This is a genomic window from Phytoactinopolyspora halotolerans (assembly GCF_010550675.1).
Lineage (GTDB): Bacteria > Actinomycetota > Actinomycetes > Jiangellales > Jiangellaceae > Phytoactinopolyspora > Phytoactinopolyspora halotolerans.
On sequence record NZ_JAAGOA010000006.1, the window covers coordinates 186,157 to 199,840 of the forward strand.

General features: G+C 67.9%; 11 protein-coding genes and 1 pseudogene. 7 read left to right on the top strand and 5 right to left on the bottom strand.

The features are described from left to right. Positions 1 to 83: 83 nt before the first annotated feature. The 4 genes from G1H10_RS10785 to G1H10_RS10800 all read left to right on the top strand — a co-directional run bounded on the left by G1H10_RS10785 (position 84) and on the right by G1H10_RS10800 (position 3,500). Positions 84 to 1,196 carry a sugar ABC transporter substrate-binding protein gene (locus tag G1H10_RS10785; RefSeq protein WP_163736735.1) on the top strand — a complete coding sequence of 371 codons (1,113 nt, stop codon included), beginning with the start codon at positions 84 to 86 and terminating at the stop codon, positions 1,194 to 1,196. Positions 1,197 to 1,338: 142 nt separating this feature from the next. Next, positions 1,339 to 2,112 carry an ATP-binding cassette domain-containing protein gene (locus tag G1H10_RS10790; RefSeq protein WP_163736738.1) on the top strand — a complete coding sequence of 258 codons (774 nt, stop codon included), beginning with the start codon at positions 1,339 to 1,341 and terminating at the stop codon, positions 2,110 to 2,112. 1 nt (position 2,113) lies between these two features. Then, positions 2,114 to 3,133: an ABC transporter permease gene (locus G1H10_RS10795; protein ID WP_163736739.1), complete on the top strand. Its 1,020-nt coding sequence runs from the start codon at positions 2,114 to 2,116 to the stop codon at positions 3,131 to 3,133. 154 nt (positions 3,134 to 3,287) lie between these two features. Further along, the gene (locus G1H10_RS10800; RefSeq protein WP_163736742.1) at positions 3,288 to 3,500 is read left to right on the top strand and encodes a DUF1918 domain-containing protein; all 213 of its coding nucleotides are present in this window, start codon (positions 3,288 to 3,290) and stop codon (positions 3,498 to 3,500) included. Positions 3,501 to 3,713: 213 nt separating this feature from the next. Here the strand turns inward: G1H10_RS10800 and G1H10_RS10805 are convergent. Beyond that, a pseudogene (locus G1H10_RS10805) lies at positions 3,714 to 4,582 on the bottom strand (PEP/pyruvate-binding domain-containing protein); the annotation flags it as partial. Between the two features lie 302 nt (positions 4,583 to 4,884). On the opposite strand from G1H10_RS10805, the gene G1H10_RS10810 reads away from it, so the two are divergent. Next, entirely contained in the window at positions 4,885 to 6,216 is a 1,332-nt protein-coding gene (locus tag G1H10_RS10810; RefSeq protein ID WP_216853133.1) for a glycoside hydrolase domain-containing protein, read from the top strand. 42 nt (positions 6,217 to 6,258) lie between these two features. Here the strand turns inward: G1H10_RS10810 and G1H10_RS10815 are convergent, their stop codons facing one another. After that, on the bottom strand, positions 6,259 to 6,489 hold the full coding sequence (locus G1H10_RS10815; protein WP_163736744.1) for a hypothetical protein: 231 nt from the start codon (positions 6,487 to 6,489) through the stop codon (positions 6,259 to 6,261). 247 nt (positions 6,490 to 6,736) lie between these two features. Between G1H10_RS10815 and G1H10_RS10820 the strand changes: the two genes are divergently transcribed. Further along, positions 6,737 to 8,434, top strand: coding sequence for a sensor histidine kinase (locus G1H10_RS10820; RefSeq protein ID WP_163736746.1), 1,698 nt, complete (start codon positions 6,737 to 6,739; stop codon positions 8,432 to 8,434). A gap of 33 nt (positions 8,435 to 8,467) precedes the next feature. Here the strand turns inward: G1H10_RS10820 and G1H10_RS10825 are convergent, their stop codons facing one another. The 3 genes from G1H10_RS10825 to G1H10_RS10835 all read right to left on the bottom strand — a co-directional run bounded on the left by G1H10_RS10825 (position 8,468) and on the right by G1H10_RS10835 (position 12,954). Further along, on the bottom strand, positions 8,468 to 9,169 hold the full coding sequence (locus G1H10_RS10825) for a response regulator transcription factor (protein WP_312856565.1): 702 nt from the start codon (positions 9,167 to 9,169) through the stop codon (positions 8,468 to 8,470). Between the two features lie 72 nt (positions 9,170 to 9,241). Then, positions 9,242 to 12,043: an HAD-IC family P-type ATPase gene (locus tag G1H10_RS10830; RefSeq protein ID WP_163736749.1), complete on the bottom strand. Its 2,802-nt coding sequence runs from the start codon at positions 12,041 to 12,043 to the stop codon at positions 9,242 to 9,244. Next, positions 12,043 to 12,954, bottom strand: a complete 912-nt coding sequence (locus G1H10_RS10835; RefSeq protein ID WP_163736752.1) for a universal stress protein — start codon at positions 12,952 to 12,954, stop codon at positions 12,043 to 12,045. The genes G1H10_RS10830 and G1H10_RS10835 overlap by 1 nt, the downstream gene beginning before the upstream one ends. Before the next feature lie 196 nt (positions 12,955 to 13,150). Between G1H10_RS10835 and G1H10_RS10840 the strand changes: the two genes are divergently transcribed. Continuing rightward, positions 13,151 to 13,588: a pyridoxamine 5'-phosphate oxidase family protein gene (locus G1H10_RS10840; RefSeq protein ID WP_216853134.1), complete on the top strand. Its 438-nt coding sequence runs from the start codon at positions 13,151 to 13,153 to the stop codon at positions 13,586 to 13,588. Positions 13,589 to 13,684 lie beyond the last annotated feature (96 nt).

Here is a 13,684-nt window from a genome sequence, read left to right on the forward strand (position 1 = left end):
AGTAGGTCAGACGAGGAGGACACACGGCGCACGAGCACCTGAGCCGGCGGTGGAGCCGCCGGCCGGTTGGAAAGGAGTCGATGATGACGAAACAGCTGCGGACCGGGCGGCGCCGAGCCGTCCGTCCGGTCCGGGCCGGCTTGGCGGTGCTCGCCACGGCGGCGCTGGTGGCCGCGTGTACGGGTGCCGACGATAACGGCGACGAGAACGACGCACAGGACACCGAGGACGGCCAAGCCGCCGCCGACGAGGACGAGGCCGGCGGGGAGACACCCAGCGGCGACCAGTGGTGCTCCGACGTGAGCATCGCCGCGTTCCCCGGCGGCGGGCAGGGGACGCCGTTCACGAACAACGTCCATAACGGCTACATGGCGGCCGAGGCCGACCTCGGTCCGGACGTGACCTATTTCTTCTCCGAGTGGAGTGAAGAGCAGATGGTCGCGCAGTTCCGGGAGGCGATGGCGCTGGAACCGGACGGCATGGCCGTCATGGGGCACCCCGGTGACGCGGCGATGGGGCCGTTGATCGACGAGGCGTACGAGAACGACATCCAGGTGACCGTCGTCAACGTGGAACTGCCCGAGTCCCAGGAGCAGTACGCCGCCGACGGCACCGGCTACGTCGGTGCGCCGAACTACGACGCAGGCAAGCGGCTGGCCGAGGAGGCGGTCAACCGGTCCGGTGCCGAGTCCGGCGAACAGGCCTTCGTCTGGGGGCTACTCGCCCAGGAAGGGCGCGGCCAACGCACCCAGGGCATCGTCGACGGGTTCGAGGAGGCCGGCCTGGAGGTGGTGTATCAGGAGATCGACCAGGCGACCAACTCCGATGCGCCGGCCGGGACGCCGACGTTCACCGGAGCGATGGCAGCCAACCCGGACATCTCCATCGTGGTGACCGACCATGGCGACCTGACCGCCACGGCGCAGACCTATATGGAGGCGGCCGGGCTGCAGCCGGACGACGTCTACTTCGCGGGCTTCGACCTCAATCCCGCCTCAGTGGACGCGCTGGACAGCGGCTACCTCGACCTGCTGATCGACCAGCAGCCGTTCCTGCAGGGCTACCTGCCGATCCTGCAGATCTGCCTCACCCAGGTCTACGGGTTCTCGGGGCTGTTCATCGACACCGCGGGCGCGTTCATCGACGTGGACAACGTGGACGCGATCCGGGGTCTGGTCGAGCAGGAGATCCGATGACGCGGCGACGTCGTCGCACACACCAGGGAGGTGATCGGCACCACGCGTGAGGAGAGCCCGAGGGCCCCGGGGCGCAGCGTGACTCGTCAGCCGGCGCGGCGCGCCCCGGTGCCGGGCAGGCGTTTGCTCGACGGAGGTGAAGATGGACGCAACCGAACCACCGGTGATGGAACTGCGTGGCGTATCGAAGACGTTCGGCGAGGTGCGTGCGCTCAGTGACGTGGACTTCCACGTCCGGCGCGGCGAGATCGTCGGACTGCTCGGTGACAACGGCTCCGGCAAATCCACCATGGTCAAGATGATGATGGGCTACCACCGGCCGGACCCCGGGGGCGAGGTGTGGTTCGAGGGGGAGCGGGTGCAGGGCTGGTCAGTGGCGAAAGCACGCGCACTCGGCATCGAGACCGTCTACCAGGAACGCGCCCTGGCCGACCTGCAATCGGTGTGGCGGAACATGTTCATGGGGCGCGAGCCCGTGAACCGGTTCGGCCTGCTCGACATCCGGCGGATGCGCCGGGAGGCGGCGGCGCTGATGAAGGGGCACATGGGCTTCACCTCCGGCGCGGTGCACCCGGACAACGTGGTGCAGACCATGTCCGGTGGCGAGAAGCAGGGCGTCGCCATCACCCGGGCGCTGTTCTTCGAGGCCCGGCTGGTGGTGCTGGACGAGCCCACGATGGGACTATCGCTGTCGGAGACCCAGAAGACGCTGGACTTCGTCCGCTCGATCAAGGAAGCGGGGCGGTCCGCCGTGTTCATCGACCACAACGTCTACCACGTCTACCCGGTCGTGGACCGGCTCGTCCTGCTGGATCGTGGACGGATCGCCGGGGAGTTCACGCCGGCCGGCATCACGCTCGAGCAGTTGACCGACCGGCTGCGCACGGTGGCGCGCACCGGACGACTGGAGGGCTGAGATGGCCAAGACCGGTATTCCGCCGCGCGAGGAGGTCGCGGCCGAGGCGGTGCCGCGGATCACCCCTCGGTTGTTCTTGCGGCGACATGCGCTGACCACGGGCACGATCGGCATCGCCGTGGTGATGTGGACCATCTTCATCGTGGCGGCGCCGGACGTGTTCTTGAACTCGCGGATCTACAGTGCCTTCGGCATCACCACACCGCTGTGGGGCATGATGGCGCTGGCGCTGACCTTCGTCGTCATCACGCGGGAGATGGACCTGTCGTTCGTCTCGGTGATGGCGCTCGGCATGGTGGGGTTCGTCCGGGTGCACGAGTTCACCGGCAGCGTCCTGCTGGCGATACTCGCATGCCTGCTGGTGGGCCTCGCCTGCGGACTGTTCAACGGGTTCCTGGTGGCGGTGCTCGGTATCCCGTCGTTGGTCATCACGCTCGGCACGATGTTCTTCTTCCGCGGCATCGAACTCGCCTTGCTGGACGGCACCGGCGTGCCGCTCACCGACGACGCATTCGGCACGCTGCGCGACGTCCTCAACGGCAAGACCGCCGGCATCCCGAACGAGTTCGTGTGGATGGTCATCATCGGCGTGCTGCTCTGGGTGGTGCTCAACCGCACCCGCTACGGTGCACACCTCTTCGTCGTCGGGGACAACGTGGACAGCGCCCGGCTGATGGGCATCCGGGTGACGCGGGTCAAGATGACCGCGTTCGGCACGCTGGGCGTCGTCGCGGCGTTCAGCGGCATGGTGGCCAGCATGCAGTCGTCGTACCTATGGCCCACCCTGGGCGATGGATCGCTGCTGCTCCCGATCGCCGCGGTGTTCCTGGGCGGAACGTCGGTCTTCGGTGGAATCGGCACGATCTTCGGGACCTTCCTCGGCGCGCTCATGGTCGGTTCGATCCAGGCGGGCGTCATCAGCGCCGGTATCTCCGGCTTCTACACGCAGCTGTTCTTCGGCCTGATCATCATCGTCTCGCTGGTGATGCAGACGCTGATCAGCCGACGAATGCGCAGCTGACCCCGAAGCCCGCCGGACAGCGATGATCATCGAGTATTCGAGGCGCTATGGCACCGCGGATCCTTGATGATCATGGCAGATCCAGTGACGTTCGGCCCTGTCGCGGCGGGCGGAACCGCGTCACCGTGGATATGGGGGAGGAAGCGAGGACATCATGCACGCGCAGATCGGCGACCGTTTGCTCATCTGGGAGCGCTACTTGGGCAAACGTGTCCGCGACGGGGAGATCATCGAAGTCCACGGTCCGGCCGGCGCACCGCCGTATGTGGTGCGCTGGGACGACAGCGGCCGTCCCGCGCTGGTGTACCCGGGCCGCGACGCCATGGTCAGGCACCTCGCCGACACGGTACGAGCAACCGGGGAGTGACGAGCGCCCGCAGCATGGCGGGTCCTGATTCACCACATGGACACACTCGACCGATGCATGCGCCGATCGATCCGTTCGATGAGATCACTACGGATGCGCATAAGCACGCCTGCGTGATGCACAGCGTGGATGCGGGAGCCGGAGGCCGCCGCCGATGATCGCCGCGACGACGTCGCGCAGCTTGGCGCCCGCGGAGGACATGTCGACGCCCCAGTTGCGGATCCCGGCCACGACATCCTCGCCCTGCGCATCCTGCAGGTAGTCGCCGTAGATGCCGGGTTTGCCGGTGGCAGGGTCCCGCGTGAACGCCACTCCGGTGCCCGAGTCGAGGCCGAGGTTGCCGTACACCATCGCCATCACGTTGACCGCGGTGCCGAGATCATGCGGGGATGCGTTCCTGCCCGGCGGTAGATCCGCGCCCGTTCGGTGTTCCACGAGTCGAAGACCGCTCGGATGGTCATGTCCAGCTGGGCCCGTGGATCCTGAGGGAACTCGCGTCCGGTCTCGTCGATGATGATCTGCTTGAACTCCTCGACCAGTGTCTTGAGATCGGTCACGTCGAGGTCGAGATCGCTGGCGGCGTTCTTCGCCCGCTTGCGGAGCTCCAGCGCGGTGGCGAACAGCCCGCCGTCCACCCCGAGCACCGTGTCGCCGAACATCTGCAGCAGCCGGCGATAGGAGTCCCAGGCGAATCGCTCGTCGCGGGCCTCGGCGGCTAGCCCGACGACGGAGGCGTCGTTCAGTCCGATGTCGAGGACGGTGTCCATCATCCCGGGCATGGAGAACTTCGCCCCCGAGCGTACGGAGACCAGGAGCGGATCGTCTGCCGCGCCCAGTGCCTTCCCGCGCTCGCTCTCCAGCCGGCGCAGATGAACGTCGACCTCGTCGCGGAGCCCGGGTGGTTCTTCGCCGTGGGCCAGGTAATAGCGGCACGCTTCGGTGGTGATGATGAATCCCGGAGGCACAGGCAGGCCGAGATTGGTCATCTCGGCGAGGTTGGCGCCCTTCCCACCCAGGAGATCCTTGTGATCCTTGTCGCCTTCGGCGAACTCGTACACGTACCCGTGACCGTTGGTGTTCATGGGACCTCCGCAGACGCGTGCCACTCCTTGCTTCTACCGTCGTCGCAGCAGGTGAGCGCGAGATAGAGCCCAAGGTCCCGGAACGGTCGGCTAAGGTCTGGCCAGGTCCGGTCCGGGGCCAGGTCCAGATCCGCATGCGAACGCGAGCGCGGAGCACGGCGCCGTCTCGAACGTCGATGGCGAATCCTCGGGTCTCCTGCCCGACGAGACCGCCGAGATAGTCCGCACGGAACGGGCGTCATTGCAGCGCATCGGGCGGATAATCGGAGTAGGGCAAGGGCAGCCCATGGGGGTGCATGGCCATGATCAGCAGTATCCGTCTCATGTACGCAGCCGTGTGTGCCACGACGGCGGCCTTCGCGCTGACCGTGGGCGCTCTGGTCTCCCCTGCTGCCGCCGAACCGGACACACCGGTCAGGTATCCAACCGGATCGTCGGCCAATCGCGCCGGCGGCCTGGGCTTCGACACCTGTACCGCGCCGTCGCTCGACGCGTTGCGGGCTTGGAAGTCGTCACCGTATCGGACCGTGAACATCTACTTCGGTGGAATCAACCGTGGCTGCACCCAACCGAACCTGACGGCTGCGTGGGTGCGCGAGGTCGCCGCGATGGGGTGGAAGCTGCTGCCGACCTATTTCGGTCGGCAGCCGTTCTGCAAGTTCGGTTCCAGCAAGCCGTACCGCTACACGGCGTCGAACGCGGCCTACTATGGGCGGCTGGGTGCGCAGATCGCCGTCGGCAACGCGAAGGATCTGGGATTGCTGCCCGGCAGCGCGCTCTACGCCGACGTCGAACACTATGACCGTACGAACGCGGACTGCCGCAGGGCGGTGCGTCGCTACGTCTCGGCGTGGACGACGACGCTGCACGCGTCCGGCTACCTGGCCGGTGTCTACGTCCATCAGGACTCCGGCCTGCGGGACCTGTCCTATACGTACAACTCCACCACCTACGCACGCCCGGACGCGGTGTGGATGGCGCGGTGGGACGGGAACACATCGCTCACCGGGTGGCCGACCGCGCCCGACTCGCACTGGGCGGTACACCAGCGTGCGAAACAGTATCGCGGCGATCACGACGAGACGTGGGCAGGCGTGCGGCTGAACATCGACAGCGACTCGCTGAACGCGCCGGTAGCCCTGGTGGCCCGCTCGTACAAGGTCACCAGCAGCACAGCGCTGAACGCGCGCAGTGGGCCGTCGACGTCGTACCCGGTGGTGCGCACACACGCCCCCGGCAGCACACTACGAGTGACGTGTCAGGGCCACGGTCAGAAGGTCGGCACCAGCGCGGTCTGGGATCGGCTGAGCAACGGCACCTGGGTCAGCGACTACTACGTCTCCACCTCGTCCAGCACCGGCTTCTCGTCGGCGCTGCCGCGGTGCACGTATCCGGGTCAGGTGACCGCGAAGGTGGCGCTGAACGCCAGGACGGGGCCCGGCTCGTCATATCCGAAGACCGGCACGCCGCTACCACGAGGTTCGCTCGCATGGGTGATGTGCCAGAAGAGCGGCAGCAAGGTGCAGACCTCGAGTGTGTGGAACCGGCTTTCGGACGGGCGATGGGTCAGTGACTACTACGTGTCCAACAGGTCCGACACCAGTTGGAGCGCGCCGATCCCGCGGTGCCCGTGACGATCCGCGTCGTACCCACGACGGCGTGCGTGGCGGTGACGATCAGTCGGCGGATTCCGCCTCGGAGGCGTGCCGCATCAGGCGCGCGGCCAGTTCGCGCGCCTCCTGCGGGCTGAGGCTGAGCCAGAGGTCGTCGTACTCCGGGTTGTCCCGCGGGACATCGAGGATGACGCGGTCGACCGGAGCCGTCAGGCCGGGCAGCCGAAGCCTGCCGACCTCAACTGTGCGTCCGTAGCTGGTGCGCATCGTCTCGTGGCCAATGCTGTTCGACATCTCGTCCCGTCCTCTTCCTCTTTCGCTCTCGTGCAGAGACCTACCCACGGCGGTGCGGGCCTAAGCTTCGATCGCCTGGGCGAGTCACGTTCCCGCATGGTGTTGGACGCCTGGCGACTGCATTGGGTTCACTCGTGTGGAACATGAGTCTTCGCCGTGAGACGTGCTCGGCCCGGGGAGCACTCGACAGTGCAGGTCAGGAGTGAAAGACTAGGCTGAATGCCAGGGGAGGGTAAGGCATAAGAGGATGGATCACGAGGCCGGGCAACTGCTGCCGAAGCTGCCGCTAGACGAGTTGCTGACAGAAGTCCAGACGCGGCTGCAGGCGGTTGTGGCCGCGCGCGACGGCGTGCATTCGCTGCTGGAAGCCGTGGTGGCGATCGGCCGGGACCTGGAACTGGAGACGGTCCTCGGACGGATCGTGGAATCGGCGACGAACCTGGTGGACTGCCGTTACGGAGCGCTGGGCGTCATCGGCGACGACGGCCAGCTGGCCCAGTTCATTCCGGTGGGTCTCAGCGAGGAGGAGATCGCGCGGATCGCCGAGTGGCCACACGGCCGCGGACTGCTGGGCATGCTCATCAAGGAGCCGCAGGCGCTGCGGTTACAGGAGATCTCCGACCACCCGGAGTCGTACGGGTTCCCACCTGGGCACCCGCCGATGCGCAACTTCCTGGGCGTGCCGATCCGAGTCCGGGACGAGGTGTTCGGCAACCTCTACCTGACCGAGAAGAACGGCGACCGGGACTTCGACGAGCAGGACGAGACCATCGTGTCGGCGCTGGCGACGGCGGCCGGGATCGCCATCGAGAACGCCCGTCTCTACGACGAGACGAGACGCCGCGAGACCTGGTTGAACGCCTCAGCCGAGCTCACTCAGGCACTGCTGTCCGGTACCGAGCTGGACGAGGCGTTCCGGTTGGTGGCCAGGCGTGCCCGGGAGATGGCCGGCGCGGACACGTCGGTGGTGGCCGTGCCGGGCGGTGCGATGGACCTGATGACGGTGCTCGCCGTCGACGGGGAGCGCGCCGAACAACTGGCTGATGTGGAGTTCTCCTCGACCGGGACCCTGGCCGGTGCCGTGATGGAAGCGGGGGAGCCGCGTGCGGTCAACGAACTCCGCACGGGTGGCGAACCGTCACCGCTGGTCGAAAGGTTGCCGTCCGGTCCGGGCCTGATCGTGCCGCTGGGCACGAAGCAGCATGCTCGGGGCGTGCTCCTGCTGTCTAAACGTAGAGGAGGGTCGCCGTTCTATCCGGCGACGCTGCGGATGCTCAGCGCGTTCGCCGACCAGGCCGCCGTCGTGCTGGAGCTCGCGGATGCGCGCAAGGAGACCGAACGGCACGGCCTGGTCGACGACCGCGAACGGATCGCCCGGGACCTGCACGACGTCGTCGTCCAGCGGTTGTTCGCCAGCGCGATGACGCTGACGGCAGCGGTCAGATTGATCGACCGCCCTGAGGTCGCCGAGCGGGTACAGCGCACCGTGGACGACCTCGACACCACCATCAAGCAGATCCGGTCCACCATCTTCGCCCTGCAACCGGCCCGGGAATCGGCGACGGCGACGCTGCGCGGGCGCGTGGTGGCGCTCGTCGAGTCGGCGACGGAACAGCTCGGTTTCGCGCCGTCGTTGCAGATGGAAGGGCTCCTGGACACGGCCGTCACGGAGGACGTGGAACAGGATCTGACCGCCGTGCTGCAGGAGTCGCTGTCGAACGTCGCCCGGCACGCCCAGGCGTCCAAGGTGAACGTGCGGCTGGCCGTCTCGGACGGGACACTGCGGCTGCAGGTCGAGGACAACGGCGTCGGGGTCCCGGAGCGACCCCGACGCAGCGGGCTGGCCAACATGGCCGAGCGTGCGGATCGCCGCGACGGCAGTTTCGATGTGCAGTCCGAGAAGGGCGCCGGGACCATGCTCCGCTGGCAGGTCCCGGTGAGGTGATCGCGTATCTGGTGAATTGTCCGCCTAGGGCGCCTAGTAGTGCCGGTCGCTCTTGGTCGACTCGGCTTTGAGCTGTGCGGCCAATGCGGCCGCCTGGGTGCGGCGGCTCATGTCCAGCTTGGACAGCAGGTTGGACACGTAGTTCTTGACCGTCTTCTCCGCCAGGAACATCCGCTCGCCGATCTGCCGGTTGGTCAGACCCTCGCCTATGAGATCCAGGATCTTCCGCTCCTGCTCGGACAGCGCGGCGAGCGGATCCGGCCGGTCCGCCTTGTGGCGCAGCCGGTCCAACATGCGTGCCGTGCTCTCCGGGTCCAGCAGCGATTTGCCCGCGGCGAGCGCCCGTACCGCACCCACCAGGTCCGTGCCGTGGATCTGCTTCAGCACGTATCCGGACGCACCGGCCATGACGGCGTCGAACAGCGCGTCGTCGTCGGCAAACGAGGTGAGCATCAGGCAGTGCAGCTCGGGCATCCGGGAGCGTACCTCTCGGCAGACGGTGACGCCGTCGCCGTCGGGCAGCCGCACATCCAGAATGGCGACGTCCGGCCGCAGCGCGGGTATGCGCGCGACGGCCTGATCCGCGGTGCCCGCTTCACCGACCACCTCGATGTCGGGCTCGGACTCCAGCACGGCGGCGACGCCCCGACGGACCACCTCGTGGTCGTCGAGCAGGAACACCTTGATCACGCGGTCACCCACGGTAGTGCCCTCAGCAATGTTCTCATCGGTCACACTGTCGACATTATCGCCCACGGCAGGCCGATGGGCAGGTCCGAAAGTCCCGAGTCGGTGGCATCCCGCCGGTCAGACGTCACGCACCCGCCTGTCGGCCCGATCAGCGGCGACGCGCCGGATCGTCTTCTCGGCACCGACCACCAGGTAGGCCACGACGGCGAAGGCGAGCGCGCGGAGCCAGCTGGCGGCGTCGATCGGCGCCGTGTGGAACAACTCGTTCATCCACGGGGCGTACGTCAGCAGTGCCTGCAGCGCCAGCATCGTACCGATGCCGACGCCCACCCACGGGTTGCTGAACACGCCGACCCGGACGAACGACCTCTCCAGCGAGCGGCAGCTCAACAGGTAGGCCGCCTGCACCAGCATGAAGACGGTGACCGCGACGGTCCGCGCCTCCTCCAGCGACGCGCCGTGGTCCAGCTCCCACTCGAACGCCCAGTACGCGCCGGCCAGCAGGACACCGGACACGAGCAGAATCCGCATGACCAGATCCCTGGTGAGCAGCGGACGGGACGGGGGAACGGGAGGCTGCGTCATCACCCGGGGTTCGACCGGCTCGAACGCGAGTACCAGACCCAGCGCCACGGCAGTGATCATGTTCACCCAGAGCACCTGGACCGGAAGGATCGGCAGCTGGGTCCCGAGCACGATGGCGGCGAGCACCACCAGACCTTGCCCCATACTGGTCGGCAGCGTGAACGTGATGAACTTGCGGAGATTGTTGAAGACGCCGCGACCCTCCTCCACGGCGGCTTCGATCGAGGCGAAGTCGTCATCGGTCAGGACCATGTCGGAGGCTTCCTTCGCCACTTCCGTGCCGCTGACGCCCATCGACACCCCGATGTCGGCGCGCCGCAGGGCCGGCGCGTCGTTGACGCCGTCGCCGGTCATCGCGACGACATGCCCGTCGGCCTGCATGGCCTCGACGAGTCGTAGCTTCTGCTCCGGGCTGACCCGTGCGAACACGGTGGTGCGGCGCACCGCCTCGGCGAGCTCTGGCTGTGAGTAGGCGGCCAGCTCTCGGCCCGTCGTGATGACGACGCCGCGTCCGTCGTGATCACCCAGGCCGAAGCGCTCCGCGATGGCGCGGGCGGTGGCGGCGTGGTCGCCGGTGATCATCTTGACCTCGATGCCGGCCCGAAGGCAGGTCGCGACGGCCTCGATGGCGTCCGGCCGCGGCGGGTCGAACATCGCCTGCAGCCCGAGCAGGGTGAGCCTGCCGGTGAACAGCTCTTCGGTCAGTTCGGGCGGTTCCGGCTCGGTGGACAGGAACTCCATCGACGCGAGGGCGAGCACCCGCAAGCCGGAGGAGGCGAGCCGCTCCATCTCCGCGATGACCGCGTCCGGCTCGAGCGCAACGGTGTGGCCGTGTTCGTCGAGCTGGTGCGCGGCCATGCTCACCATCCGCTCCACGGCGCCCTTCAGATAGGCGACGAGGCTGCCGTCCGGCCGGCGGTGCAACGTGGCCATGTAACCGCGCCCGGAGTCGAACGGTAGCGCGCCGAGGCGCGGAAACTGCGCCTGCGCGGCGAGTTGGTCGATGCCGGCCTTGGCCGCCGCCGTGATCAAGGCTGCCTCGGTGGGATCGCCGATCACGCCGTAGCGGTCGTCGTTCATGGTCAGGCGCGAGTCGTTGCAGAGCACCCCGGCGAGCAGGCAGGCGTGCAGGGCCGGGTGGGCCGGCAGCGTCGCCGTCGTGACGGTGTCCGGCGTGCTGTCGGCGGTCGTCGCCGCCGGACGGATCTCGCCCTCGGGCGCGTAACCGGCGCCGGTGACGTTGTAGCGGAGCGCGTGCCGGCTGGACGATCGGGTCGCGATGGTGGTGACCGTCATCTCGTTCCTGGTCAGCGTGCCGGTCTTGTCCGTGCCGATCACCGTGGTGCTGCCGAGCGTCTCCACCGCCGGCAGCTTGCGGATGATCGCCCTCCGACGGGCCATCCGTGCGACGCCGATGGCCAGCGTGATGGTCACCACTGCTGGGAGACCTTCCGGAATGGCGGCAACGGCCAGCGCGACGGCGGCCGTGAGCATGTCGGCGGCGCCTTCCCCACGCACGACGCCGAGCAGGAACGCCACCACGGCGAGACCCAGAATGGCCACCGTGAGTGCTCGACTGAACCGGGCTATCTTGCGGGTCAGCGGCGTCTGCAGCGTCTTCGCCTCGCCGACCAGGCGGTGGATGGTGCCGATCTCGGTGTCCGCTCCGGTCGCCACCACGATGCCGCGGCCGCGGCCGCGGCTCACCAGACTGCTGGAGTAGGCCATGTTCAGGCGGTCGCCCAAGGTGGTGTCCGCAGGGAGCTCCATCTGCTGTTTCGCGACCGGGACCGATTCTCCGGTCAGTGCCGACTCGTCGATCTGCAGTTCTCGCACGGCCGACAGCCGCAGGTCGGCGGGCACCTTGTCGCCGGTTTCCAGCACGATCAGGTCGCCGGGGACGACGTCGTCGGAGATGATGCGGCGCCGCGCACCGTTGCGGATGACGGTCGCCTCGGTACGGACCATGGACACCAGCGCGTCGAGCGCCTTCTCCGCGCGAGCCTCTTGGACGTAGCCGATGATGCCGTTGAGCACGACGACGCCGAGGATGACGCTGGCATCCACCAGTTCTCCGATCAGCACGGTCGCGACCGCGGAGGCGAGTAGCACGTAGATCAGCGGGTTGTGGAACTGCAGCAACATCCGCACGATCGGGCCGCGACGGTCGAGCCGGGGCAGGGCGTTCGGGCCGAAACGGTCGCGGCGCTCGGCCGCCTCCTTCTCACTCAGGCCGCTCTCATGGTCGGTGTCGAACAGCAGCAAGACCTCGTGGACGGGCAGTTCGTGGTGAGCGCGTCCGGATTCGTTCCGGGCCGACGTGGCGGTGGCCATCAGGCGTCGTCGTCCGGATCGGCGGAGCCGTCGTGGACGACCACCGTGGGGCTGTGCGCCGCGTGCAGAACCCGCTGGCTCACCGACCCGAGCAGGAGGCCGCGCAAGGCCCCGCGCCCGCGCGATCCGACGACGGTCAGCGCGGCGCCGCTGCTGTCGGCGATCAAGGCCTCCGCCGGGTCCAACGGCGTGACGTCGGCGGTGACCCGGAGACCTTCCGGGATGGCGTCGAGGTGTCGGCGCAGGATGGCGTCGACGTGGTGCTCGGCAGCCTCGCGATCCGGCGCGCGTCGGCCGGCCGGCATGTCGGCGGGGGTATCCACGTCCTCCATCGGTGACGACCCGGGGCGCGCTCGGTAGGCGTGCAGTAGCCGGACCGCGGTGCTGCGTCGTTGAGCCTCACTCAGGGCGAATCGCACGGCCGCGTCGCTGTGTTCGGACCCGTCCACGCCGACGAGCACCGGTCCCGACCCGTCCACGTCATGATCGGCACGGACCACCACGGTCGGGCATGCCGACCGCGCGGCGAGGCGCATGCTGACCGATCCCAGGAACGCCGCACCGAGGCTGCCCAGCCCACGATGGCCGACGACGATCATCCGGGACTTCTCCGCAGCAGCCAGCAACGCCAGCACCGGGGGCTGGACGACCAGCTCGGTGCGGATATCTGGCCTGGGGAGGACGTCCTCGATCTGTGTGACGGCAGCCTTGAGCAGGTCGTTTCCGTAGGCTTCCAGTTCCGCGGTGGGCGGCAGCATGACCGTACTGCTGAACGGAACCGCCACCACAGGCGTGTGCACGGCATGCAGGATGACGAGCGTGTCGCCGTATCGCCGCGCCTCGTTCACGGCCCAACGCAGGGCGTTCTCGCTGTCCTGCGAGCCGTCGATACCGACGACGATCTGTCCCATGGTGAACCTCTCTCCGGCCGGGATTCTCTACTTCGTTCTTATCCGGAACAGGCACTGTTCAACGGCAGGCAAGGGTCACCAAGGCCGGGGACTTTGGACCCTGCCGGAACCGGCCGCGCGGTGAGAACACTTCGACAGGTCAGGGGGTGACTTTCGGCCCTGATGAACCGGGTTGTTGCGGGCGGATGCTGTATTCGTGAGTGCGGATATGCGTGTAGACGTGGACTCGGCCGGGCTGGAGGTGCTCAGCCGGGAACAGTGTTATGAGTTGGTGGGGAGTGTGCCGATCGGGCGCATCGTGTTCACCGAGGGGGCGTTACCGGCCATCCAGCCGGTCAACTTCATCCTGGACGGTGAAGACGTCGTGATCCGCACCGGTGCCGGCTCCAAACTGGCCGCTGCCGCGCGTTCCGCGGTGGTGGCGTTCGAGGCGGACAGCTATGACGAGCAGACCCTGAGCGGGTGGTCGGTGGTGCTGATCGGGCGAGCCGAGGCTGTCGGTCAGGACGAGCATGGCCGCATCGCGGCCCTTCGGCTGACGCCCTGGGCGCTGGGGCCCAGGCCGCACTACATCCGGATCAGGCCGGAGATCGTGCGCGGGCGTCGGATCAACCCCTGGGCTCCGGCTGTGTGATGCCAGAGCCGTGTGATGGCCCCGACCGTGTGATGCGGGCCGGTGTGATGGCCCCGATCGTGTGATGCCGGCACGTGTGATGCCGCCTCGGCCGCT